Source organism: Nonomuraea sp. NPDC004354, assembly GCF_053602555.1.
Map to the genome: position 1 here is coordinate 1 of NZ_JBSGDV010000014.1, position 23,963 is coordinate 23,963.

Annotated in this window: 22 protein-coding genes; 17 read left to right on the forward strand and 5 right to left on the reverse strand. The window is 72.4% G+C overall.

Annotated elements, in window-relative coordinates:
- Positions 1-252: 252 nt before the first annotated feature.
- Complete coding sequence (locus ACWENQ_RS30965; RefSeq protein ID WP_452417347.1) at positions 253-885, forward strand: helix-turn-helix transcriptional regulator; 633 nt, start codon at positions 253-255, stop codon at positions 883-885.
- 13 nt (positions 886-898) lie between these two features.
- Complete coding sequence (locus ACWENQ_RS30970; protein ID WP_452417349.1) at positions 899-1,387, forward strand: DUF3291 domain-containing protein; 489 nt, start codon at positions 899-901, stop codon at positions 1,385-1,387.
- Here ACWENQ_RS30970 and ACWENQ_RS30975 read toward each other — a convergent pair.
- Together ACWENQ_RS30975 and ACWENQ_RS30980 are read right to left on the reverse strand one after the other, a co-directional pair.
- On the reverse strand, positions 1,324-2,493 hold the full coding sequence (locus ACWENQ_RS30975; RefSeq protein WP_452417350.1) for a monooxygenase: 1,170 nt from the start codon (positions 2,491-2,493) through the stop codon (positions 1,324-1,326). The two genes, ACWENQ_RS30970 and ACWENQ_RS30975, sit on opposite strands and share 64 nt — an antisense overlap.
- Before the next feature lie 58 nt (positions 2,494-2,551).
- A complete protein-coding gene (locus ACWENQ_RS30980; protein ID WP_452417351.1) occupies positions 2,552-3,610 on the reverse strand; it encodes a DUF3866 family protein in 1,059 nt (352 codons plus the stop codon).
- Between the two features lie 39 nt (positions 3,611-3,649).
- Here ACWENQ_RS30980 and ACWENQ_RS30985 point away from each other — a divergent pair, with 39 nt between their 5' ends.
- The 8 genes from ACWENQ_RS30985 to ACWENQ_RS31020 all read left to right on the forward strand — a co-directional run bounded on the left by ACWENQ_RS30985 (position 3,650) and on the right by ACWENQ_RS31020 (position 12,158).
- Positions 3,650-4,597, forward strand: coding sequence for a helix-turn-helix transcriptional regulator (locus tag ACWENQ_RS30985; RefSeq protein WP_449925368.1), 948 nt, complete (start codon positions 3,650-3,652; stop codon positions 4,595-4,597).
- The gene (locus ACWENQ_RS30990) at positions 4,594-5,562 is read left to right on the forward strand and encodes a helix-turn-helix transcriptional regulator (RefSeq protein ID WP_449925365.1); all 969 of its coding nucleotides are present in this window, start codon (positions 4,594-4,596) and stop codon (positions 5,560-5,562) included. Before ACWENQ_RS30985 ends, ACWENQ_RS30990 begins: the two co-directional genes overlap by 4 nt.
- Before the next feature lie 256 nt (positions 5,563-5,818).
- Positions 5,819-6,154 (forward strand): Sec-independent protein translocase subunit TatA, encoded by a 336-nt coding sequence (gene tatA / locus ACWENQ_RS30995; RefSeq protein WP_452417352.1) that lies wholly within the window; start codon positions 5,819-5,821, stop codon positions 6,152-6,154.
- A gap of 30 nt (positions 6,155-6,184) precedes the next feature.
- Positions 6,185-7,018: a twin-arginine translocase subunit TatC gene (tatC, locus tag ACWENQ_RS31000; RefSeq protein WP_449925361.1), complete on the forward strand. Its 834-nt coding sequence runs from the start codon at positions 6,185-6,187 to the stop codon at positions 7,016-7,018.
- A gap of 3 nt (positions 7,019-7,021) precedes the next feature.
- Positions 7,022-7,882, forward strand: a complete 861-nt coding sequence (locus ACWENQ_RS31005) for a diacylglycerol/lipid kinase family protein (RefSeq protein ID WP_452417353.1) — start codon at positions 7,022-7,024, stop codon at positions 7,880-7,882.
- A gap of 329 nt (positions 7,883-8,211) precedes the next feature.
- Positions 8,212-8,475 carry a hypothetical protein gene (locus tag ACWENQ_RS31010; protein ID WP_449925356.1) on the forward strand — a complete coding sequence of 88 codons (264 nt, stop codon included), beginning with the start codon at positions 8,212-8,214 and terminating at the stop codon, positions 8,473-8,475.
- Positions 8,476-8,654: 179 nt separating this feature from the next.
- Entirely contained in the window at positions 8,655-11,384 is a 2,730-nt protein-coding gene (locus tag ACWENQ_RS31015; protein ID WP_452417355.1) for a DEAD/DEAH box helicase, read from the forward strand.
- 603 nt (positions 11,385-11,987) lie between these two features.
- Positions 11,988-12,158 (forward strand): hypothetical protein, encoded by a 171-nt coding sequence (locus tag ACWENQ_RS31020; RefSeq protein ID WP_354906963.1) that lies wholly within the window; start codon positions 11,988-11,990, stop codon positions 12,156-12,158.
- Positions 12,159-12,573: 415 nt separating this feature from the next.
- Here the strand turns inward: ACWENQ_RS31020 and ACWENQ_RS31025 are convergent, their stop codons facing one another.
- A complete protein-coding gene (locus ACWENQ_RS31025; protein WP_449925351.1) occupies positions 12,574-14,001 on the reverse strand; it encodes an RNB domain-containing ribonuclease in 1,428 nt (475 codons plus the stop codon).
- A gap of 117 nt (positions 14,002-14,118) precedes the next feature.
- Between ACWENQ_RS31025 and ACWENQ_RS31030 the strand changes: the two genes are divergently transcribed.
- Both ACWENQ_RS31030 and ACWENQ_RS31035 read left to right on the forward strand, forming a co-directional pair.
- Positions 14,119-15,135 carry a LacI family DNA-binding transcriptional regulator gene (locus ACWENQ_RS31030; protein ID WP_449925348.1) on the forward strand — a complete coding sequence of 339 codons (1,017 nt, stop codon included), beginning with the start codon at positions 14,119-14,121 and terminating at the stop codon, positions 15,133-15,135.
- Between the two features lie 309 nt (positions 15,136-15,444).
- Positions 15,445-15,807 (forward strand): DUF5335 family protein, encoded by a 363-nt coding sequence (locus ACWENQ_RS31035; RefSeq protein ID WP_449925345.1) that lies wholly within the window; start codon positions 15,445-15,447, stop codon positions 15,805-15,807.
- Between the two features lie 589 nt (positions 15,808-16,396).
- On the opposite strand, the gene ACWENQ_RS31040 is transcribed toward ACWENQ_RS31035, so the two are convergent.
- Positions 16,397-17,290: a 5'-3' exonuclease gene (locus ACWENQ_RS31040; RefSeq protein ID WP_452417568.1), complete on the reverse strand. Its 894-nt coding sequence runs from the start codon at positions 17,288-17,290 to the stop codon at positions 16,397-16,399.
- A gap of 58 nt (positions 17,291-17,348) precedes the next feature.
- Between ACWENQ_RS31040 and ACWENQ_RS31045 the strand changes: the two genes are divergently transcribed.
- Positions 17,349-18,503, forward strand: coding sequence for a M24 family metallopeptidase (locus ACWENQ_RS31045; protein WP_452417569.1), 1,155 nt, complete (start codon positions 17,349-17,351; stop codon positions 18,501-18,503).
- A 371-nt stretch (positions 18,504-18,874) separates the two neighbouring features.
- Positions 18,875-20,029, forward strand: coding sequence for an acyl-CoA dehydrogenase family protein (locus ACWENQ_RS31050; RefSeq protein ID WP_449925340.1), 1,155 nt, complete (start codon positions 18,875-18,877; stop codon positions 20,027-20,029).
- Here ACWENQ_RS31050 and ACWENQ_RS31055 read toward each other — a convergent pair.
- A complete protein-coding gene (locus tag ACWENQ_RS31055) occupies positions 20,007-20,558 on the reverse strand; it encodes a DUF4291 domain-containing protein (protein WP_449925337.1) in 552 nt (183 codons plus the stop codon). The two genes, ACWENQ_RS31050 and ACWENQ_RS31055, sit on opposite strands and share 23 nt — an antisense overlap.
- Before the next feature lie 56 nt (positions 20,559-20,614).
- Between ACWENQ_RS31055 and ACWENQ_RS31060 the strand changes: the two genes are divergently transcribed.
- The 3 genes from ACWENQ_RS31060 to recQ all read left to right on the forward strand — a co-directional run bounded on the left by ACWENQ_RS31060 (position 20,615) and on the right by recQ (position 23,879).
- On the forward strand, positions 20,615-21,454 hold the full coding sequence (locus ACWENQ_RS31060) for a class I SAM-dependent methyltransferase (RefSeq protein WP_452417356.1): 840 nt from the start codon (positions 20,615-20,617) through the stop codon (positions 21,452-21,454).
- Complete coding sequence (locus tag ACWENQ_RS31065; RefSeq protein ID WP_452417358.1) at positions 21,451-21,900, forward strand: N-acetyltransferase family protein; 450 nt, start codon at positions 21,451-21,453, stop codon at positions 21,898-21,900. Before ACWENQ_RS31060 ends, ACWENQ_RS31065 begins: the two co-directional genes overlap by 4 nt.
- Before the next feature lie 146 nt (positions 21,901-22,046).
- Positions 22,047-23,879 (forward strand): DNA helicase RecQ, encoded by a 1,833-nt coding sequence (gene recQ / locus ACWENQ_RS31070; RefSeq protein ID WP_449925328.1) that lies wholly within the window; start codon positions 22,047-22,049, stop codon positions 23,877-23,879.
- Positions 23,880-23,963 lie beyond the last annotated feature (84 nt).

Genomic DNA, 23,963 nt, shown 5'->3' on the forward strand with positions numbered 1-23,963 from the left:
CTGGCACAACGACAAGACCGGCCGGCCCACCGCCCGATCCCTCACCGCCTACGACCATTGACGCTCAGCCGTACGGCTTGGAATCAGTCATCTAGACGTCCTGGCCGCCTGCCGGACGTTCTGGCCGCCTGCCGGCCGCCGGGCGCGGGTTCGGCCCCTGGTCCGGGCTCTGTTTCGGGCTCAGGTTCGGCCCCCGGCTCGAGCCCGGGTGCGGGCGCGGCTTCCGGTGCGGCGGCTCGTAGACTCCGGGCTGTGAGCGACCTCGAGGCCCTGTCCCAGTTGAGCGATCCCGTCCGCCGCGGCCTGTACGCCTACGTGGCGGCCCGGGGCGGCGAGGTGGGGCGCGGCGAGGCGGCCGAGGCGGTGGGGGTGTCGCGGACGCTGGCCGCCCACCACCTGGACAAGCTGGTGGAGGCGGGGCTGCTGGAGGCCGGGTTCCGGCCGCAGGGGCGCAAGGGGCCGGGCAGCGGCCGGCCCGCCAAGGTCTACCGGCGGGCGGCGGCCGAGCTGGCGGTGAGCCTGCCGCCGCGCGACTACGGCTCGCTCGCCTCGGTGCTGGCCGACGTGGTGGAGCTGCTCGGCGGCGAGGAGCAGGCCGAGCGGGCGGCGCGGGCGGCCGGCCGCCGTATCGCGGCGGGCGGGGGCGACGTGGTCGAGACGATGCGGGAGCGCGGTTACGAACCGTACGTCGAGGACGGCGTGGTCAGGCAGCGCAACTGCCCCTTCCACGCGCTGGCCCAGGACTACCCGCTGCTGGTGTGCTCGATGAACCTGGCGCTGTGCCAGGGGCTGCTGGAGGGGCTCGGCGAGGATCCCGGCAGGGCGGCGCTCGATCCGCGGCCGGGCGAATGCTGCGTCACCCTTTCTAAAACCAATGAGGATTGACATAGTAGGGTTCATGCATCTCGCCCAGCTGAACGTCGCGCACCTGCGCGCGCCCCTCGACACACCCGAGCTCGCCGACTTCGTCGCCAACCTCGAACCGATCAACGTGCTGTCCGACGCGGCGCCCGGCTTCGTGTGGCGGCTCAAGGAGAGCGACGAGGACCCGACGCTGACCGTCCAGCACGCCTACGGCGACCACCTGGTGATCAACTTCTCGGTGTGGGAGTCGCGCGAGACCCTGTGGGACTTCGTCTACAAGAGCCGGCACATGGCGGTGCTCAAGCGCCGCAGGGAGTGGTTCCTGCGCATGGCCGAGCCGTACTCGGTGATGTGGTGGATCCCCGCGGGCACGATCCCGACGCTCACCGAGGGCATGGAGCGGCTCGGACGCCTCAGGGCCGAGGGGCCGGGCCCCGAGGCGTTCACGTTCAAGGACTTCTACGAGGCCACCGCGATGCCCAGGCACATCTCGTCCTGGGTGCCCTCGCCCCAGACCACGTAGCGCGGCGGCAGGTCGCGCAGCAGCGGCAGCCGGGCGCGCAGCGAGGCGTCATGGGTGCAGGTGGTGCGGATGGTGTCGCCGGGCCCGACCTTCACCGGTTCGGCCAGCGGTCGCAGCGCCTGGTTGTCGAAGTCGTAGCGGGGCACGTCGAGCAGCGTCCTGGCGCCGGGCCTGCCGGGATTGAGCTCCACCTTGATGGAGCGGCCGAGCAGATGCATGTGGCCGGCCAGGGCGTGCAGGGTGGCGGGCTTCTGGACCGGCATGTCGCAGTGCTGGGTCGGCCCCGGCGCCGGCTTGCCGCCCGAGCACCAGGTGACCAGCTGCGAGGTGAGCTCCTTGGCGTCGGTGCTGAAGCGGCGGCCCACGTCGGCGATGGCGGCCTCGCGCTCGCACAGCGCGCCCTTCTCCTGCGGCGTGCAGGGCAGCTCGATCGGCGCCATGAACAGCTGGGTGCGCAGCGGCGTCAGCTTGCCCGAGGCCAGGCGCAGCCGCACGCTGGACCGGTCGCTGCCGGCCGGGCGGTCGCCCAGGGCCAGCGTGCTGTAGTGGACCTGCATGATCAGCGCGCTGCCCGCCGCCATCGGGTAGCCGAGCTTCGGGTCGAGCAGGACCTCGCTGGTGCCGGGCGCCCAGTGGCCGATCCAGTCGGCCTCGCCCACGCCCGCGTCGCCGAAGCAGCCCCAGCCCGGGCCCGGCTGCTTGGCGTCGTAGGCCCGCACGGCCGCCACCTGGCCGGCGTCCACCCTGAACAGGATCGCGTGGTGGACCACCTCGCCGTTCTGCGCGGTGAACCGGGTGCCGGTCAGGAAGGTGTCGGGCTCGGTCACCTTCGGGTCGACGAGGAAGCAGCGGTACTCGTCGGTGCCGCCGTTCGGCGGCTTGGGGGTGTACGGCTCGGGCATCGCCAGCGTGACGAACCGCTCGCCGGACCGGGCGGGCGCGGCGGCGGGCGCGGCCGTCGAGGTGCCGTGCAGGCCGCCGTGCTGTCCGGCGTGCGGCGCTCCGGTCGCACCGCCGGTCGTGCCGCCGGCCGGACCGCCGCCCGCGCCGCAGGCCGTCGCGACGAGCGCCAGGATCGTGAGGAGTACGAAGCGTGTTCGCGTCATCACTTCACGATCGCCGACCGGCGGCCCGCCGTCCTCCCTCCACGGGATGATCCGGCGGCTACGTCAGAAGGGTGACGGCGTGCCGCCCGGCCGCCGCCGAGGCCAGGAAGTAGGCCAGGTCCTCGTCCAGGCCGCGCCCCATCGTCGACAGCCTGACCGGCGAGGCGAGCAGCGCCTCGTACAGCCCGTCGACCGGCACCGAGACCAGCTCGTGCCGTACGGCCAGCAGCTCGGCCTGGTCGCGCACCCGCTCGCCGAACTCGCCGGGCAGCTCGGGCACCACCACCTGGGCCGGCGACAGCGCCACCCTGCCGTAGGCGGTCAGCGAGTGGTGCGAGACCCCGAGGTGCCGCTCGCGCCGGTCGCCCTCGCTGACGCGCAGCGCCGCCACCGGCCGCCCGCCCAGCACGGCCGCGGCGTTGACCGCCTCGCCGGCCGACACCCCAGAGAAGCCCCAGCGGGTGCCGGTGCCGAGGTTGCCCGGCCCCTGGGTGACGATCGCCACGTCGGCGTGCAGGACGTGCCGGGCGGCCAGCAGCCCGGTGTGGGTGGTGACGGCCTCGACGTCGCCGCCGAAGGCCTGGCCGACGGTGACCACCCCGGCCAGCCAGCCCACCTCGCGCAGCCTGGCGGCGGCCATCGAGAACCAGGCCGGCAGCGCGCCGCCGTCCAGCATCACGTAGGCCACCCGCGGGCGCGGCGACATCCCGCACAGGATGGCCGGCAGCGCCGAGTGCAGGTCGGCCACGACGACCGGCATCCCGTCGAGGGAGTCGGCCTCGCGAAGCACCTCGTGGAAGGGGGAGTCCTGCTCGTCGGCGCCGAGCACGGTGGCCTGCAGCGGGGTGTAGCGGGCCTTCACCAGATGGCCGGGACCATCAGGATCTTCCGGCAATCTGTTCGGGACGGCCACCACCATGGCGTAACCTCCCGTACCGAGACCCATCGCGAGGGCGGTCGTGTTGAGCAGCACCTCGTCACCCGGTTCGGGGCGTCCCACCAGTGGGGGATAGGCCAGCGCCCTGCACGTCCCCTCGGGAACGGTGACCTCGAGCTCCACAGCTCCCGGCCACTCGCGCCGGATCCCGACAACCTCGCCCTTGCGCCATCTGATCACGGAGGCAGGGTAGCGTCGAACGAGTGAGGAGAAAGGCAGATGTCACGCCGTAAGACAGAGCGGTTGCTCAATCTCGTGATCTGCCTGCTCGCGACGCACCGGCCGTTGTCGGCAGAGCAGATCCGCCACGCCGTGCCCGGCTACGACCGCGACGGCGACGAGGCCTTCCAGCGGATGTTCGAACGCGACAAGAACGAGCTGCGCGAGATCGGCATCCCCATCGAGGTGCACCGCGACCCGTGGGAGGACGAGCCGGGCTACCGGATCCAGCGCGAGGCCTACGAGCTGCCGGACATCACCCTGGAGCCGGACGAGGCGGCCGTGCTGGGCCTGGCGGCGCGGGTGTGGCAGCGGGCCAGCCTGGCCGAGGCCGCCAGCGGCGCGCTGCTGAAGCTGCGCGCGGGCGGCGTGGCCACCGACGCCGGGCCTGGCGAGGCGCTGGAGCTGCGCGTCGAGACGCGCGACCCGTCCTTCCCCTCGCTGTGGGAGGCGGTGCGTGACCGGCGGGTGGTCCGCTTCGACTACCGGCCGGCGGCCGGCGAGACGGTCCGCACCCGCACGATCGAGCCGTGGGGGGTCATCAGCAGGCGCGGCAAGTGGTACGTGGCCGGCTTCGACCGCGACCGGCAGGCGCCACGGGTGTTCAGGCTGAGCCGCATCTGCGGCCCGGTGGCCCCGATGGGCAGGCCGGGCACGGTCGAGGTGCCCCAGGGGGTGGACCTGCGTTCGATGGTCGGCTTCCCCGAAGAGGCGATGGAGGAGCGCACCGCCGTCCTCAAGGTACGGCAGGGCGCGTGCGAGGGCCTGCGCCAGGTCGCCCGCGCCGTCCGGGAGGGGGACGACGGGTGGGACACGGTGGAGCTGGTCTTCGCCGATCCCGAACGGCTGGCCGGATGGATCGCCAGCCTGGGCGCCGACGTGCTGGTGGTGGAGCCGCCCGACGCCCGTGAGGCCGTGATCGCGCGACTGAAAGGGGTGCTGGCATGAGCTCGACGGCCGACCGGCTGCCCAGGCTGCTGGCGCTGGTGCCGTACCTGATGTCCCACCAGGGGGCGCAGGTGGCCGAGGTGGCCGCGCTGTTCGGGCTGAGCGAGAAGCAGCTCATCGACGACCTGCAGCTGGTGTGGATGTGCGGGCTTCCCGGCCACACACCCGGTGATCTGATCGACGTCTCGTGGGACGGCGGCGAGATCCTCATCGACAACGCCGAGACCATCGCCCGGCCGCTGCGCCTGGGCATCGACGAGGCCAGCGCGCTGCTGGTGGCGTTGCGGATGCTGGCGGCCACCCCCGAGCTGGTCGAGTTCGCCCACGGCGACGCGCTGTCGCGCGTGACGGCCAAGCTGGAGCAGGCGGCGGGAGCGGGCGCGGCGGCCGTCAGCAGCCAGTTCGCGGTGGACGTGGAGTCGGCGCCGGACGCGGCCGCCAGGGTGCGCGAGGCGCTGGTCGGCGGGCGGCGGCTGTCGCTGCGCTACTACGTGCCTGGCCGTGACGAGGTGACGCCGCGGGAGGTCGACCCGACCCGGCTCGTGGTCGCCGACGGCCGCACCTACCTGGAGGGCTGGTGCTACCGGGCCGAGGCGATGCGGCTGTTCAGGCTGGACCGGATGCTGGGCGTCGAGGTGCTCGACGTGCCGGCTGACCCGCCGGCCGGGGCCGAGCCGATCGACGTCACCCAGGGCGTCTTCCGGCCCTCGCCCACCGACGAGCTCGTCGTGCTCGAGCTGACCGCGGCGGGCCGGTGGGTGGCCGAGTACTACCCGTGCGAGCGGGTCGAGGAGCTGGGAGAGGGCCGGTTGCGGGTCACGCTGCGCGCCCGCGACGAGGACTGGACACTCAAGCTGGCGCTCCGGCTCGGCGACACCGGCAGGATCGTCTCGCCGCGGGCGCTGGCCGAAAGGGTGCAGCAGGAGGCCGATCGGGCGCTGTCGCTGTACTCTCAGGCGTCATGACCTGGACGGGCTGGATCTACGTGGCGGTGGCCGCGGGCGCGGCAGGGCTGGCCGTACTCGGGTTCGTGAGTGCCCGCCTGCTGGTCGCCTTAAGGGAGCTGAGCGCCGAGATACGACGGGCACATGCCCAGCTCACGGCCGCAGGGCGAACATTGGGTGCCAGAAATGGGGCGAACGGGAGCTCAGGGGATGAGTCTGGGCTCCCGGCAGCGTACGATCGTCGGTGAGATTGCACCTCGCTCAATAAGGATGTTTCATGCCGAACCTCGGAGTTCCTGAGCTGCTGATCATTGCCCTGGTGCTGGTCCTGCTGTTCGGGGCCAAGAAGCTGCCGGAGATGGCACGGGGCGTGGGCAAGTCGCTGCGCATCTTCAAGGCCGAGACCAGCAAGCTGCGTGAGGAGGACGACGAGCAGACCGCCACGCAGGCCACCGCGACCGCGCAGCCGCAGCCGCAGCCGCAGCCGCCGGCCCAGCCCGCGCAGCAGCTGCCCGCCGCCGCGCCCGCGCTGTCGGCTGAGGAGCAGGCCCGCCAGCTCGAGGAGCAGGCCGCCAAGCTGCGCGCGCAGGCCGCCGCCAACAAGAACGCCTGACCCGACACCCACCACACCAGGGACCGCTGAATGGTGCTGTTCAAACGGCCCAACAAGACCGCCGTCGACGATGAGGGGCGCATGCCTCTCATGGAGCATCTGCGCGAGCTGCGCAACAGGCTCGTCATCGCAATGCTCGCGCTGGTCGTCGGTGTGGTCATCGGGTTCTTCCTGTTCGACCCGGTCTGGGCCTTCATCAAGGAACCGTTCTGCGACACGGCCGCGGCCCAGCAACTGCGCCCTGGACACTGCACGCTGACCACCGGCGGCATCTTCCAGTCCTTCTTCACCACGCTGAAGGTCGCGGCGATGGTGGGCATCCTGGTGTCCTCGCCCGTCTGGCTCTACCAGATCTGGGCCTTCGTCACTCCCGCGCTCTACCGCAACGAGAAGCGCTACAGCGTGGCGTTCCTGTCCTTGGCGATCCCGCTGTTCCTGGGCGGTGCCGCGCTCGCCTACGTGATCATGGACACCAGCCTGGCCATCCTGCTGGGCTTCATGCCGAGCGACACCGTCGCCACCATCCAGATCAACGAGTACCTCGACTACGTGCTCATCATGCTGGTGATCTTCGGGGTGTCGTTCGAGCTGCCGCTGCTGCTGGTCTTCCTCAACATCATCGGGGTGCTGTCGCACGCCACGGTCAAGAAGCACCGCCGTACGGTGGTGTTCCTCATGTTCGTCTTCGGCGCCGTGATCACGCCCGGCGGCGATCCGCTGACCATGATGGCCCTGGCCGCGCCGATGGTGGTGCTCTACTTCCTCGCCGAGGGGTTCATCTTCCTGAGGGAACGGCGCCGGCCGCAGGACCCGGACGCGCTGCTGTCGGACGACGAGGCCGCGCCGCTGAACCTGGACGACTGACGGGTGGACCTCGCCCTCTTAGTGAATCCCGCCGCCCGGGGCGGCAGGACGCTGCGCCTGCTGGAGCCCCTGGTGCGCAGGCTGCGCACGGGCGGCGCCGACGTGAGCGTGATCGTCGGCACCGGCCCCGCCGACGCCCTGGAACGCGCCTGTACGGCGGTCGCCGAACGCCCTGACGCGCTGGTCGCCTTCGGCGGCGACGGCCTGGTCCACCTGGCGGTGCAGGCGGTGGCCGGCAGCGACGTGCCGCTGGGCATCATCCCGGCCGGGACCGGCAACGACTTCGCCGCCGCGCTCGGCCTCACCCGCCGCGACCCCGTCAGGGCGATCCTGCGCGGCCGTACCAGAACGGTCGACGCCGCCCGCGTCGGGCCCGACGAGTGGTTCGCCAGCGTGGTGTGCTGCGGCTTCGACTCCCGGGTCAACGAACGCGCCAACGCCCTCACCTGGCCGCCCGGCATGGCCAAGTACCTGGTGGCGGCCGCGGGCGAGCTGCGCTCGTTCCGCCCGATCCCGTTCCGGCTCACCCTCGACGGCGAGGTGGTCGAGCAGGAGGCGATGCTGGTGGCCGTGGGCAACACCGCCTCCTACGGTGCCGGCATGCGCATCTGCCCGGCGGCCGAACCCGACGACGGCCTGCTCGACGTGACGATCCTGGGCGCCGTGGGCAAGGGCGCGTTCGTACGCTCCTTCGCCGGCGTCTACCGCGGCAGCCATGCCGGTCATCCGGCCGTCACCATGCTGAGGGCGCGCAGCGTCACGCTGGAGGCGCCCGACGTGGTCGCCTACGCCGACGGCGAGCGTGTCGGCTCGCTGCCGCTGACCTGCGCCGTCGCGCCGGGAGCGCTGCGCGTCCTGATGTGAGTAGTGGGGCGCGGCTGGCTGCTTCCGGCAGCACAACCGGCTACTGCCGGAAGCAGCCCTGCTTGCACCGTAGAACGTGTCCTGACCAGGCAGGTAGCAGGTAGCAGGCGCGGGGCGGCGCCTGGCTGGGTTGATGCCTATTGTCGCGAACCGGCCGCCGCCGACATGATCAACGCTTCGACCAGACCAGCCCTCGAACACCGGCGGCTGGGCGGCTTCGACGACGGGCGGGTTCGCGCCGCACGTCGGCCCACCCGGTCGGCGGCTCGTCCTCGCGCAGAACCTGGCCGTCGTCGACGTCACGGTCGGCGACGCCGCACGACCGTTTCATGACCGAGGGCTTAAGAAACCGCTCTCCCGGCTCGCGGACGAATATTGATCTCCCGGGCGGCTTCGCACAGGTTTGGCCGCCCGCGAGTGTCGTCCAGCAGACGGGCGGCCGCGATGATGGTCTGGGTCCGCCATCGCGCCGACTGCCGGCCGGCGCCCAGGCGGTCGCGGCGGTCGCGGGGGCCGGTACGGCGCTGCACGAGCCACCGGCGAACTGGCCGGGGGTGCTGCGGGCGCTGATCCTCAAGACGATCGGCCTGTGATCTCGCTGGCAAAGGCGCTCGCCCGGGTGTCCGCCGCCGCGACGGATCCCGGGCTCAGCGCTGGACACCGGCATGCCCGACCCGGCGCCCGCTCCTGAGGAGAGCGGCGGCCATCCTGGGGGAGATCCGGGCTCGACGTCCGGGCCTGACCGGAATGGCGGTTTCGGTAGGCTGGCGGTATGACAACGCCAGCGGAACGCTACGCGGCCTTCCGTGAAAAGCACGGGGACGACGGTGCCGCACTCAGGTCGTTTCGGGGGCATTACGAGTTCGAGCTGGACGCCTTCCAGCTCGACGCGTGCCGGGCGCTGGAGGCGGGAGACGGCGTCCTGGTGGCGGCCCCGACGGGCTCGGGCAAGACGGTCGTCGGCGAGTTCGCCGTCCATCTGGCCCTGGACCAGGGCCAGAAGTGCTTCTACACCACCCCCATCAAGGCGCTGTCCAACCAGAAGTACAACGACCTGGTCAAGCGCTACGGCACCGCCAAGGTCGGCCTGCTGACGGGCGACAACAGCGTCAACGGCGACGCGCCGATCGTGGTCATGACCACCGAGGTGCTGCGCAACATGCTCTACGCGGGCTCGGCCACGCTCGCGGGCCTGGGCTTCGTGGTCATGGACGAGGTCCACTACCTGGCCGACCGCTTCCGCGGCGCGGTGTGGGAAGAGGTCATCATCCACCTGCCCGAGTCGGTCAGGCTGGCGGCGCTGTCGGCGACGGTCAGCAACGCCGAGGAGTTCGGCCAGTGGCTGGGCGAGGTGCGCGGCGACACCACCGTGATCGTCGACGAGCACCGCCCGGTGCCGCTGTGGCAGCACATGATGGTCGGTCACCGGGTCTACGACCTGTTCTCCACCGACGACGGCGACAACCTCATGCGGATCAACCCCACGCTGATGCGGCTGACCCGCGACGAGGAGCGGCTGGCCGGCGGCAGGGGCAGGCGCGGGTACGGCAGGCCGCCGCGCTTCCGCCCGCCCGACCGGGCCTCGATCATCGACAAGCTCGACTCCGAGGGCCTGCTGCCGGCGATCACGTTCATCTTCTCCCGCGCTGGCTGCGACGCGGCCGTCATGCAGTGCCTCTACGCCGGCATCAGGCTCACCACCGAGCGCGAGAGCCACGAGATCCGCCAGATCGTCGACGAGCGCACCGCCCACCTGCCCGACGAGGACCTGGCGGTCCTGGGCTTCCTGGAATGGCGCGACTGCCTGGAGCGGGGCCTGGCCGCCCACCACGCGGGCATGCTGCCGGCCTTCAAGGAGGTCGTGGAGGAGCTGTTCACCCGCGGCCTGGTCAAGGCGGTCTTCGCCACCGAGACCCTCGCGCTCGGCATCAACATGCCCGCCCGCAGCGTGGTGATCGAGAAGCTCGACAAGTGGAACGGCGAGACCCACGCCGACCTCACCCCCGGCGAATACACCCAGCTCACCGGACGCGCGGGGCGGCGCGGCATCGACGTCGAGGGCCACGCGGTCGTGGTGTGGCAGCCCGGCATGGACCCGATCTCGGTCGCCGGCCTGGCCGGCACCCGCACCTACCCGCTGCGCTCCAGCTTCCAGCCCTCCTACAACATGGCCGTCAACCTGGTCGGCCAGTTCGGTCGCGAGCGTGCCAAGACCCTGCTGGAGGCCTCGTTCGCGCAGTTCCAGGCCGACCGGGCGGTCGTCGGGATCGCCAAGCAGCTGCGCAAGCACGAGGAGGCGCTGGAGGGCTACCAGGAGGCGATGCACTGCCACCTGGGCGACTTCGCCGAGTACGCCGAGCTGCGCCGCCGCCTGTCCGACCGCGAGACCGAGCTGTCCAAGGAACGCGGCGCCGCCCGCAGGGCCGCCGCGGTGCGCTCGCTGGAGGCGCTGAAGCCGGGCGACGTCATCCGCGTGCCCGGCGGGCGCCGGGCCGGTCTGGCCATCGTCCTCGATCCCGGCCTCAACCCGCGCGGCCATGGGCCCAACCCGCTCGTGCTCACGATCGGCAAGCAGGTCAAGAAGCTCGACCCGGCCGACTTCCCGGTGCCGGTCGAGCCGGTGGAGAAGATCCGCATCCCGCGCAACTTCAACGCCCGCGCGCCCAAGGAACGCGCCAACCTCGTCTCGTCACTGATGGCCAAGATGGGCGACCGCGACCTCGGCAAGCCCACGCGCGCCCGCGACCACGCCGTCGAGGACGAGGAGATCACCGAGCTGCGGCGACTGATCCGCCAGCACCCCTGCCACGGCTGCGCCGACAGGGAGGAGCACGCCCGCTGGGCCGAGCGCTACTACAAGCTGCTGCGCGAGACCGAGGGGCTGCGCCGCCGGGTCGAGGGCCGCTCGCACGTCATCTCGCGCACCTTCGACCGGATCTGCGCGGTGCTGGAACAGCTCGGCTACCTCGAGGGCGAGACGGTCACCGGCGAGGGCCGCCGCCTGGGCCGCCTCTACACCGAGCTCGACCTGCTCACCGCGGAATGCCTGCGGTCCGGGCTGTGGGAGGAGCTCGACCCGGCGGAGCTGGCCGCGTGCGTGTCAGCGCTGGTGTTCGAGTCGCGGGCGGCCGACGACGCCCGGCGCCCGAAGATCCCCGCGGGCAAGGCACAGGACGCGCTGACGGCGATGATCAGGCTGTGGGGCGAGCTGGAGGGCATCGAGCAGGACAACGGGCTGTCGATCATCCGCGAGCCCGACCTGGGGTTCGCGTGGGCGGCCTTCCGCTGGACCAAGGGCCACAGCCTCGACGCGGTGCTGGCCGACGGCGTCAACGGCAACGAGCTGGCGGCCGGCGACTTCGTGCGCTGGATCAAGCAGCTGATGGACCTGCTCGGGCAGCTGGGCAACGCCGCCGCGCCCGGCAGCAAGGTCAAGCAGACCGCGATCAAGGCGATCGACGCGATGCGCCGCGGCGTCGTGGCCTATTCGTCGCTGTCCTGAGCCGGGCCGCGGCTGCCTCCCGTCCCGTACGGCAGGCAGCCGCCGCCCGGCTCCTCGGCTCTTGGCCTTCTGGCCGCTTGGCTCCTCGGCTTTCCGGCCGCCTGGACGGACGACCGCATCGGTGGCCCGGGAGCGGGACGAACGGGCCTGAGTGGGCATGGGACGGCGCCGTGTCCCGGCCCGAACCCGCCCGCTCGGATCCGGCCCTCCTGAACGGGCCTGGGGTGTGTGCCGTGGCGGCACGAGCATGGACGACCCGCGCGGTGGGGGAGGGACGTGGCGTCCTGAGCCGCAGGGCGTGTCCGGGAGAGGGCAGTGAGGGCGCCGGCCAGGGGCTGAAGCGATCGTCCGACGAGCCTGACGTGACGGCGGCCCGCCGGAGTCCTGCTGGAGTACGCGTGAAGGACGGGTGGTCACCGGTGACCCCGGTGGCCTCGGCCCGGCGTGCCGTACGGAGGGAAGAAGAAGGACGGGCAGGACGGCTGACCGGGCGGTCAAGGTGACGTGGTCGTAGGTTCACCTAAGGTCACCTTGGCGCCAGTTTTCCGGGTGATCACAGCGGAAATCCCCATGTCGGAAGGTCTCCCCCGCCTGGAGGTTGGGATGTTCGCTCTCATCGCTGCCCTGCTGTTCGTGCTCGCCCTGGTCTTCGAGATCGCCGGAGTGGCGGTCGGCGGTGTGATCACCGTCGCCACCCTCGGCACCGCCGGCCTGCTGTGCGTCGCCCTGCACCTCATGGGTATCGGCGCGGGCTGGAGCCCACTCAAGAAGTGAGCCACCGGTAGCACCTGATCGGGCCGCGCGCGTGATCCCCCCGCTCCGCGCGCGGCTCTCGCTCGTTCCTGGGATCCCCGCGGAGGGGCGGTGCGGCCGTCGATGGGCTCTGGGCGGAAGCGGGTTTGGCGGGTGCCGGGCGGGACCTGGCGGGCCTTGAATCAGGCGGGATGGACGTCGGGGTCAGCGAGGATGAAGCGGGTCATGGGGTCAGCGAGGATGAAGCGGGCTATGTGAGTCAGCGAGGCCGCGGGTCGTGAGGTCACCGAGGGCCACGCGAGTTCTGGGGTGACCGAGGGCGACGCGGGCCGGGGTCAAAGGGGTGACGCGGGTCGGGGGGCAGTGAGGGTCACGCGGCGCCGGGGTCAGGTGGGATGCGAGGGGGCCGGGTCAGGCGGGTGATGTGGCGGCGGGGTCAGGCGAGGGTGAAGCGGACCTCGCGGGTGCCGGGGTCGGCCTGGGTGAGGCGGACCCGTACCGGCTGGCCGAGCGGCATCGGGGTGCCGTCGCAGCGGGCGATGACGGCAGGGTCGGTCAGCTGCACCAGCCCGCCGGGGCGGCGTTCGTCGACGTCGATGACGACCGCGTCGAAGCTGTGCCCGATCCTGTCGCGCAGCACGAACGCCTCCACCAGGTCGACCGAGGCCCGCTCGACCGCGCCGGCCCGGCGTCCGGTGACGGACATGATCTCGGGCAGGCCGCCCAGCGCCGCCTGGATGTCGTCCGGCACGGGCTCGCCCGCGGCGATCGCCAGGCACACCTCGGTCGCGTAGCGGTCGACCAGGCGCCGCAGCGGCGCCGTGACGTGCGCGTACGGCGCGGCCACCGCCGCGTGCCCGGCCTGCGAGGGCGGTTCCCCGTCGAAGGCGACGTAGCCGGAGCCGCGCAGCAGCACCTTCGACTCGTTGAGGAAGGCGGCGTGGGCGGGCACCTTCGGGTCGAGGCCGTGCACGACCTGGCCGTAGGTGGCGCCCTCGGGCCACGGCACGCCGAGCGCGAGGGCGGCCCTGCGGACCGTGGCCAGGTCGCCGGGCCGCGGCGGCGGCAGCACGCGCAGCACGCCGATCTCCGCGTCCAGCATCATCGAGGCCGCGGCCATGCCGGTGAGCAGGGAGATCTGCGCGTTCCATGCCTCCGAGGGCCGCGGCACCCGGTACTCCAGGCGGTAGCCGCCGTCGGCGGTGACGATCTCCTGTTCGGGTGTGGGGAGCGTGACGCCGCCGCGGGCCCGTTCCAGCTCCAGCCGCAGGCGGCCGACCTCGGCCAGCAGCTTCAGCGTGCCGTCGGCGGTGCCGGTGTCGACGGCGGCCTGCACGTAGTCGTAGTCGAGCCGTTCGCGGCTGCGCACCAGGGCGCGCTGCACGTCCACGCCGACGGTGCGGCCCTCGGCGTCGAGGTCGATCCGCCACACGGCGGCGGGCCTGGTCACGCCGGGCAGCAGGCTGGCCGCGCCCTCCGAGAGCACCTGCGGGTGCAGCGGCACCTTGCCGTCGGGCAGGTAGACCGTCTCGCCGCGCAGGCGGGCCTCGGCGTCGAGGGCGCCGCCGGGCCTGACGAAGGCGCCGACGTCGGCGATGGCGTACCACACGCGGTAGCCGGGGCCCGGCGCCTCGATGAGGACGGCCTGGTCCAGGTCCATGGAGCCCGGCGGGTCGATGGTGACGAACGGCAGGTGTGTGAGGTCCTGACGGGCCGCGGCCGCGGGGTCGGCGGCCACGCGCTCGGCCTCCTCCAGCGCCGCTGGGGGGAACTCCTCCGGCAGCCGGATCTCGCGCCTGATCCGCTCGAACCCGTCCACGAGCCGTGGGTGGACATCTCCGGACACTCGGATGTTCGTGCTCACCTGATCAACTTATCCCTTTGCCGGGATCCGCCGGACGTCGCCCGGTTGGGGCTAAACCGTTCCAGAGCTTGACGACGTTTCTCCGGCTAGACTCCGTGCCCGAGAGGAAGGGGAGCCGTGGGGCGACCGACGATTGCCGACATCGCCCGCAGGGTCGGGGTGTCCAAGGGCGCCGTCTCCTTCGCGCTCAACGGCAGGCCCGGCGTGAGCGAGGAGACCAGGGCGCGCATCCTGCGGGTGGCCGAGGAGATGAACTGGCGCCCGCACAGCGCCGCCAGGGCGCTCGGCGGGGCGCGGGCCGAGGCCGCGGGCCTGGTCATCGCGCGACCCGCCAGGACCATCGGGGTGGAGCCCTTCTTCGCCCACCTGCTGTCGGGCCTGCAGGCGGGGCTCTCGGCGGGCGCGGTGGCGCTGCACCTGCTGGTCGTGGAGGACACCGCGGCCGAGATCGAGGTCTACCGGCGTTGGGCCTCCGAGGGACGCGTCGACGGGTTCATCCTGGTCGACCTTCAGGTGCGAGACCCGCGCCTGGAGGTGCTCGACGAACTGGGGGTGCCGGCCGTGGTGCTCGGCGGACCCGGCCCGCACGGCGGGCTGTCGTGCGTGTGGGCCGACGACAGGGAGGCGATGCTGTCGATCGCCGACTACCTGGCCGCGCTCGGGCACTCCAGGATCGCCCACGTGTCCGGCCTGCCTTCCTTCCGGCACACCCAGCGCCGGGTCAGGGCGCTGCGTGACGCGGCGCGCCGGCTCGACCTGGAGGTCGTCTCCGTGCCGACCGACTTCAGCGACGCGCAGGGGGCGGCGGCCACCAGAGCCCTGCTGTCGCGGCGCGAGCGGCCGACGGCCATCGTCTACGACAGCGACGTCATGGCGGTGGCGGGGCTGGGCGTCGCGGCGGAGATGCGCGTGTCCGTGCCTGGGGAGGTCTCCATCGTGGCCTTCGACGACTCGGTGCTGGCCCAGATCGTGCATCCCGCGCTCACGGCGCTCTCGCGCGACACGTTCGCGCTGGGTGAGCAGGTGGCGCGGACGCTGCTGGAGACGATCGCCGATCCTGCCACCCCGCTGAACGTCAAGACGCCGACACCCCGGCTGACCGTGCGGGAGAGCACGGCGGCCCGAAATGGCTAAATCGGTTTATCCTCAACCGGTCATACAAGGAACGGTCGGCCGTCGGTGCCGGGCGACGTGCTCCCGAGCGGAGGCTGGTGATCGCATCACGCCAGGGCCCCCAGGCCGCGCGGCATGCGCCGGTTCCGGAGGCAGATCGTGCCGTTGACCTTGTCGAAGCTGACCGACCGGTGGCCGCCGCGCTCACGGGAGCGGGCCGGCGGGATGTCGATCGAGGTTCCCTACCCGATCGGGTGATGTGCGCGGGCGGGGGTCCGGCCAGCATGGGAGGCGATCGCGGAACCCCGTCCGGAGGAAGGGAGCCGTCAGATGACCCAACAGCGACCCGAGGTGCCGCGCGACGAATGGCACTCCTTCATGGACAACCTGACCAGGCAGTACGAAGGCTCGGACGTGACCATTGAGGTGCTGAGCGAATCGTTCGGCGACCTCCTGCAGGCCGAGCGGCTGCCGCTCGCCTACCTGGAGTACGACGACAAGGACGACATCTTCTCCGTCGGGGTGGGCGGACGCGACGGACGGAACCCGGTGGTCCTCCGGCACGGCATCAAGCGGCCCCGGAAGATCCTCGCCGCGACCCTGGGACCGGACACGCCCCGGGCCTTCGACATCGTGGACGCGGAGGGCACCCAGACGATCATCACCCTCCACCGGTCAGCCGGGCACAGCTAGTCGGCCTCGTGACCTCGGCCGGCGCGATCCCCGTCCCCGATCGGGTTCCGCTGCGAAGCCTCTTCCCAAGGCCGGCACGACGCCTCCGAGCGGCGGGCCGCCCTCCGGCCGACGCCGGGGTGGCCGCGGCCCCGCATCCCGAGGGCGCGACCCGCGGCCATGCCTGGTGGGTACGGCGGGCGCGCGCCCGGCCCGGGTACGGCAAGCGGTCTGCCCGGCTCTGGGTGTGGCAAGCGGTCTGCCTGGCTCCGGGTACGGCAAGCGGTCTGCCCGGTGCTGGCGCGGCAGGTGGTTCGCCCGGCCCCGGCATGGTGAGCGGCCGGTCCCGAGTCCCTGGTACGGCAGGCGGCGTGCCCGCCTTCCGGGCATGGCGAGCGGCCCGCCCTGTCCCGCGTGGCGCGCCCTTCGGTACGGCAGGCGGCGCGCCTGGCTCGCGCCCGCACGTTCCCGTGGCGGGGCGCCGGATCCGCTGCCATGGCCGCACCGTTCACGTGCGCGTGGCCCCGCGGCCTTCCCCGAAACGCCGGGCACCGACAGTAGCCCTGTTCGCCCGGACGGGCCCGGCGGCTTCTTCCGGTGTCGAGGTGGGTCAGCGGGACAGGGCGTCCAGGAGGCGGTTCAGGGGCGAGTCGAGGCCGTAGCGGTCGGCCAGCCGTACCAGCGCCTCGGGGTCACGCGGCTTGGTGGGCAGCGCGAGGTCGGTCTCGGGCAGCGGCGCGGTGTGGGCGACCTCGACCACGGTGGGGGCGACGCCGAGGTAGTCGCGGGCGGCGGCCAGCTTGGTGCGGCAGCCGGCGGGGAACCCGTCGGTCTGGCCGGCGTCGAGGGCGGCCAGCATCGCCTCCAGCGAGCCGAACCGGGTGATGAGCGAGGCGGCGGTCTTCTCGCCGACCCCGGCGACACCCGGCAGGCCGTCGCTGGGGTCGCCGCGCAGCGTGGCGAAGTCGGCGTAGCCGCGGCCGGGGATGCCGTACTTGGCGGCGACGAACGCCTCGTCCACCACCTGCAGGTTGCGCACGCCCCTGGCGGTGTAGAGGACGCGCACCGGGCGGGAGTCGTCGACGAGCTGGAACAGGTCGCGGTCGCCCGTCACGATGTCGACCGCGCCGCCCGCCTGATGGGTGAGGGTGCCGATGACGTCGTCGGCCTCGAAGCCCGCCGACTCGAGCCTGGCGATGCCGACCGCGTCGAGCACCTGCTCGATGACGGGGATCTGCGGCACCAGCGTGTCGGGCACCTCCTCGGCGTCGCCGGAGGCGACCCGGTGCGCCTTGTAGGAGGGGATGGCCGCCACCCTGAAGGCGGGCCGCCAGTCGGCGTCCATGGTGGCGGCCAGTTCGGTGGGCGCGTGCGTGCGGACCAGCGTGGCGATCATGTCGATGAGTCCGCGCACGGCGTTGACGGGCATGCCGTCGGGCGCCGTCATCGACTCCGGGATGCCGTAGAAGGCCCTGAAGTAGAGCGACGGGGTGTCGAGAAGCATCAGCACGGGTCCTATGGTCGCACTCTCCGCGGCCTCGCGGGCGGGTGGCGGGGGCGTGATGTGGGCGCTTCCGGCGGAATGCGACGAGAGTAGATTGGCCCCTGTGACGTCCCAAGACCTTTATCCCGTGTCCCGCCTCGCCGCCGCCCAGGAGGCCACCGCCAAGGCGGGCCTCGGCGCTCTGCTGCTCACGCCCGGCCCTGACCTGCGGTACGTGAGCGGATACGAGGCGCTGCCGCTGGAACGGCTGACCTGCCTGGTGGTGCCCGCGAGCGGCGAGCCGTTCATGATGGTGCCGCGCCTGGAGCTGCCCGCGGCGCAGGCCTCGCCCGCCTCGCGGCTCGGGCTCGACTTCGTGGCGTGGGACGAGACCGACGACCCTTATGCCGTCGTCGCCGCGCGCCTCGGCCAGGTCGCCAAGGTGGGGCTGGCCGACCGTATGTGGGCGATGGCCTCGCTGCGTTTCCGCGCCGCCATGCCGTCCGCCGAGCAGGTGCTGGCCGGCACCGTGCTGCGCGAGCTGCGGATGCGCAAGTCGGCGGCCGAGGTCGCGGCGCTGCGGGAGGCGGGGGAGGCGATCGACGCCGTCCACCGGCAGGTGCCGCAGTTCCTCAAGGCGGGCCGTACCGAACGCGAGGTCGCCAAGGACATCCACGACGCGATCCTGGCCGCGGGCCACTCCAGCGTCGACTTCGTCATCGTCGCCTCCGGACCCAACGGCGCCAGCCCGCACCACGACGTCTCCGACCGGGTCATCCAGGCGGGCGAGCCGGTGGTGGTCGACATCGGCGGCCAGCTGCACAACGGCTACTGCTCCGACTCCACCCGCACCTACTGCGTGGGCGAACCGCCCGCCGACTTCGCCGCCTACTACGAGGTGCTGCGCCAGGCGCAGGAGGCGGCCTGCGCGGCGGTACGGCCCGGCGTCACCTGCGAGTCGATCGACGCGGCGGCCAGGTCGGTGATCGCCGAGGCCGGTTACGGCGAGTACTTCATCCACCGGACCGGGCACGGCATCGGCATCGAGACGCACGAGGAGCCGTACATCGTCTCGGGCAACACCGAGCCGATGGAGCCGGGGTTCGCCTTCTCCGTCGAGCCGGGCATCTACCTGCAGGGGCGGCACGGCGCGCGGATCGAGGACATCGTCGTGTGCACGGAGGACGGCGGCGCGCGGCTCAACAACACCACGCGCGAGCTGGTGATCGTCTAGCGGCGCCCCGGGGCGGGCTCGGTCGCCGCGCGGCGTCCGGTCCGCCCGCGCGGCGTCAACCCGTGTCCGGTCCGCCTGCGCGGCGCCCGCCCGTCTGCATGGTGTCCGGCTGTGTGGCGACGGCCCGCCTGCGCGGCGCCCGCCCGTCTGTACGGCGCCCGGCCCGGCCGTGTGGTGTCCGGTCCGCTCGGTGTCTGATCCGGTCGGTGTCCTGACCGCTCGCGCGGTGTCATGACCGGTGCTGCGGCGTTGGGCCGGGCCTGCGGGCGGTCGGGCCTGCGGGCGGTCGGGCCCGTGCGGCGGCCGGGGCCGGTGGCGATGACAGAATCGGGGGATCGGAGACCCCGAGCCCATCACTGGAGCGTGTCGCGATGACCGTTGAGCGTGCCCTGCCCACCCCCGAGGCGCACGACCTGATCGACCTGACCCGAGACCTGATCGCCAAGGAGATCGCGCCCCGCGCGGCGGCCGACGAGTCGGCAGGGCGTTTCCCGCGCGAGGTGTTCACCACTCTTGGCGCGACGGGGCTGCTCGGCCTGCCCTACCCGGCCGAGTACGGCGGCGGCGAGCAGCCGTACGAGGTCTACCTGCAGGTGGTCGAGGAGCTGGCGGCCGGATGGCTGGCCGTCGGCCTCGGTGTGTCGGTGCACACGCTGTCGTGCTTCCCCGTGGCCTCCTTCGGCACGCCGGAGCAGCGCGAGGAACTGCTGCCCGACATGGTCGGCGGCGAGCTGCTCGGCGCCTACTGCCTGTCGGAGCCCGCCTCGGGCTCCGACGCCGCCGCGCTGACCACCCGCGCGGTGCCGGGCCCCGACGGCTACACCGTCGACGGCGTCAAGGCGTGGATCACCCATGGCGGCGTCGCCGACTTCTACATGCTCATGGCCCGCACCGGCGACCCGGGGGCCCGCGGCATCTCGTGCCTGCGCGTGCCGTCCGGGCTGGAGGGGCTGTCCTACGGCCCGCCCGAGCACAAGATGGGCATGCGTTCCTCGCCGACCGCGCAGGTTCGGTTCGACGGCGTGCAGCTGCCGCCGTCCGCGCTGGTCGGCGCGGAGGGCGAGGGCTTCCGCATCGCCATGGGCGCCCTCGACGGCGGACGGCTCGGCATCGCGGCGTGCGCGGTCGGGCTGGCCCAGGCCGCCTTCGACGCCGCCACCGCCTACGCGGGGGAGCGGCGCCAGTTCGGCTCGCGGATCATCGACTTCCAGGGCGTCGGCTTCATGCTGGCCGACATGGCCACGCAGATCGCCGCGGCCCGCGCGCTCTACCTGGAGGCCGCGCGGCTGCGTGACGCGGGCCGGCCGTACGGGACGAAGGCGGCGATGGCCAAGCTGTTCGCCACCGACGTGTGCATGAAGGTCACCACGGACGCGGTGCAGGTGTTCGGCGGCTACGGCTACGTCGAGGACTTCCCCGTCGAGCGCTACATGCGCGAGGCGAAGGTCCTGCAGATCGTGGAGGGCACCAACCAGATCCAGCGCCTGGTCATCAGCCGCTCCCTCAGTCCTGAGTCGCGCCGATGATCCGCGCCAGCTCCGGGGGCACCGGGTAGGGCCGCTCGGCCGGCAGCAGCCCGCTCACCTCGCGGCCTGCGCGCACCTCGGCGTGCAGGCCGCGGACCCGCTCGGTCAGGTCGGTGATCGACAGCGTCCACTCGCCGACGTAGCGGTCGACCGCCTCGCCCGACAGGCCGATCTGGATCGACCGGTACGGCAGCGCATTGTGGCGCGGGTCGCGCTCGGGGTCCCACTGGATCCGGACCGGCATGTCCCTCCGGTCGGACAGGCAGGAATGCGCCAGCGCCCACTCGAACCCCTCGCGGGTGAGCTCGATCGCCAGGACGTGGCGCTGGCCGTCCTTGGTGGCGTAGCCGCTGCGGTACATCATCCACAGGAACGACGGCTTGATCCAGGTCATCCGTCCGCGCTTGAACGGCGCGACGAACCGCTGCGCGGCCACCGCGGGAACGGCGACGGGCGGGTCGTAGGCCTGGTAGACGGTGATCGACTCCTCTGTGTAAACGGCACGTATTTGCCGGTAGGGGGTTTTCATGGCGATCAGCATGTCGAACCCGCACATTTCGCAGCAACGGGATTACCGTCCCAAGCATGGAGCAGCGCGCGAAGATCACGCTCACCGGGACCCCGGAGACCTCGCTCGCCACGCTGTACAGCCGGGCCCTCGACGCCCGTTCGCGCGATCCCGTCCTGGGTGACGAGCACGCCGTCGCCGCCGTGCGCCGCATCGACTACGACTTCCGCAGGACCGGCATCAACGCCGTGACCGCGACGGGCGTCGCGCTGCGCGCCAAGCTGCTCGACGACTGGCTGGCCGCGTTCCTGGCCGACCACGAAGAGGCGACGGTCCTGCACCTGGCGTGCGGGCTCGACACCAGGGCCCACCGCGTCGCCAGGCCGGCCACGGTCAGGTGGTTCGACGTCGACCTTCCCGAGGTGATCGAGCTGCGCGAACGCCTGCTGCCGCCGCCCGGCGGCGACTACACGCAGCTCGCGGCGTCGGTGACGGAGCAGGAGTGGCTGGAGCGGGTGCCCGCCGACCGGCCCGCCGTCGCGGTGTTCGAGGGGCTGGCGATGTACCTGCGGGAGGAGGACGGCAGGCGGCTCATCGAGCGGATCACCGGGCGCTTCCCGTCGGGCGAACTGCTGTTCGACGTCTACGGCACGATGGGGATCAGGATGCAGAAGCTGGTGCCCGCCGTACGGAGGACCGGGGCGCGCATGTACTGGGGGGTGGACGACCCCCGCGTCATCGAGAGCTGGCACGACGGGCTGGTCTGCGTGGAGGCGGTGCGCAGTGTGGACATGCCGGGGCTGGAGCGGCTGCCGCTGCTGTCGGGCAGGCTGCCGCTGTGGGTGCTGGCGCGCATCCCCCGGCTGCGGGATGTCGGGCGGATCCTGCGCTTCCGTTTCGAAGGGAGTGCGGGATGACCGTCGAGCTGCGTCCGGCCGTGCCAGGAGACTACGGGCGGATCGCCGCCGTGGTCGACGACTGGTGGGGGCGGCAGGTCCTGCCGCTGCTGCCCCGGTTGTTCCTCGACCACTTCCACCGCACCAGCCTCGTGGCCGAGCGTCCCGGCGGTGAGCTGGCCGGATTCCTGATCGGCTTCCTGTCGTCGGCCCAGCAGGAGGAGGCCTACATCCACTTCGTGGGGGTCTCGCCGGAGGCCAGGGCCGCCGGGCTCGGCCGTACCCTCTACGACCGGTTCTTCGCGCTGGCCCGCGCGGACGGCAGGAGGAGGGTGAAGGCGGTCACCTCCCCGGGCAACGCCGCGTCCATCGCCTTCCACCGGCGCATGGGCTTCACCGCCGCGGGGCCCGTCACCGGCTATGACGGCCCCGGCATCGACCTGGTGGTGTTCGAGCGCGCGCTCTGACACGGACCATGCATGGTGACCGCGCGCAGGCGGGGCCCGGCGTGTCGAGCGGGTGCGGCCGTGCTCCGGATCCGCTTGGAGCGCCAGGTGTGGCGCCCCTTCCTCCGGCGGACGTTTTCGTCGGCGACCTCTCCTAGAGTGGCTCGGTGACTTCCCCCGAGCACGGTCCCCAGGCAACCGACGTGCTGCGGCGCGTCTTCGGCTACGACTCCTTCCGGGAGGGGCAGCAGGAGATCATCGACCACGTCGTCGCGGGCGGCGACGCGCTGGTCCTGATGCCGACAGGCGGCGGCAAATCGCTGTGCTACCAGATCCCCGCGCTGGTACGGCAGGGCACCGGCGTTGTCGTCTCCCCGCTGATCGCGCTCATGCAGGACCAGGTCGACGCGCTCACCACGGCGGGCGTCAGGGCGGGCTTCCTCAACTCCACCCAGGAGCCGGACGAGCGGGCCGCGGTCGAGGCGGCGTTCGTGGCGGGCGAGCTCGACCTGCTCTACCTCGCGCCCGAGCGGTTGCGCTCCGAGCAGACGCTGCGGCTGCTGGCCAGGGGGTCGGTCTCGCTGTTCGCCATCGACGAGGCCCACTGCGTGGCGCAGTGGGGTCACGACTTCAGGCCCGACTACCTCACCCTGTCCACGCTGCACGAGCGCTGGCCTGACGTGCCGCGCATCGCGCTGACCGCGACCGCCACCCCCGAGACGCACAAGGAGATCACCGCCAGGCTGGGCCTGGAGCGGGCGCGCCACTTCGTGGCCAGCTTCGACCGCCCCAACATCCAGTACCGGATCGAGCCGAAGAACGAGCCGAAACGGCAGTTGCTGAAGCTGATCCGGGCCGAGCACGAGGGCGAGTCAGGCATCGTCTACTGCCTCTCGCGCGCCTCGGTCGAGAAGATCGCCGCGTTCCTGCAGGAGAACGGCGTGAGCGCGCTGCCGTACCACGCGGGGCTGGACGCCCGCACGCGCGCCGCGCACCAGGCGCGCTTCCTCAGGGAAGACGGCATGATCATGGTGGCGACCATCGCCTTCGGCATGGGCATCGACAAGCCCGACGTGCGCTTCGTCGCCCATCTCGACCTGCCCAAGTCCGTGGAGGGCTACTACCAGGAGACCGGCAGGGCCGGACGTGACGGGCAGCCCGCCACGGCCTGGCTGGCCTACGGCCTGCAGGACGTCGTGCAGCAACGCCGCATGATCGACACCTCGGAGGGCGACGACGCCCACCGGCGGCGGCAGTCGGCGCACCTCGACGCCATGCTGGCCCTGTGCGAGACGGCCGAGTGCCGCAGGGTGCGCCTGCTGGCCTACTTCGGGCAGGACGGCGCGCCGTGCGGCAACTGCGACACCTGCCTGAACCCGCCCGAGACCTGGGACGGCACGGTCGCGGCCCAGAAACTGCTGTCGACCGTGGTACGGCTGCGCCGCGAACGAAACCAGCGTTTCGGGGCGGGCCAGCTGATCGACATCCTGCTCGGCAGGAAGACCGACAAGGTGCTGCAGTTCGACCACGCCTCCCTGTCCGTCTTCGGCATCGGCACCGAGCTGAGCGAGACGCAGTGGCGCGGGGTGGTGCGGCAGGTGCTGGCCCTCGGGATGCTGGCCGTCGAGGGCGACTACGGCACGCTGGTCCTCGCCGACGCCGCCGCGCCGGTCCTGCGCGGCGAGCGGCAGGTGATGCTGCGGAACGACCCGGTGGCCAGGAAGGCCGACCGCGCGGCCAAGCAGGCCCGCCAGAGCGCCGCGGCCGAGCTGCCCGCCGAGGCGCAGCCGCTGTTCGAGCTGCTGCGGGCCTGGCGCGGGGCGACGGCCAAGGAGCAGGGCGTGCCCGCCTACGTCATCTTCCACGACGCCACGCTCCGCGAGATCGCCGCCGGCCGCCCGAGGACGATGGCGGAGCTGGCAGGGGTCTCGGGGGTGGGGGAGAGCAAGCTGGCCAAGTACGGCGAGCAGGTACTGGCTGTCCTGACCGGAGACGAGTGACCCCGCGCCGTCCGTGCTCGCGGGGGAGACGGGCTCGCGCTGGAGACGGGCTCGCGCTGGAGGCGAGCCTGCCGGGGAGCGGGT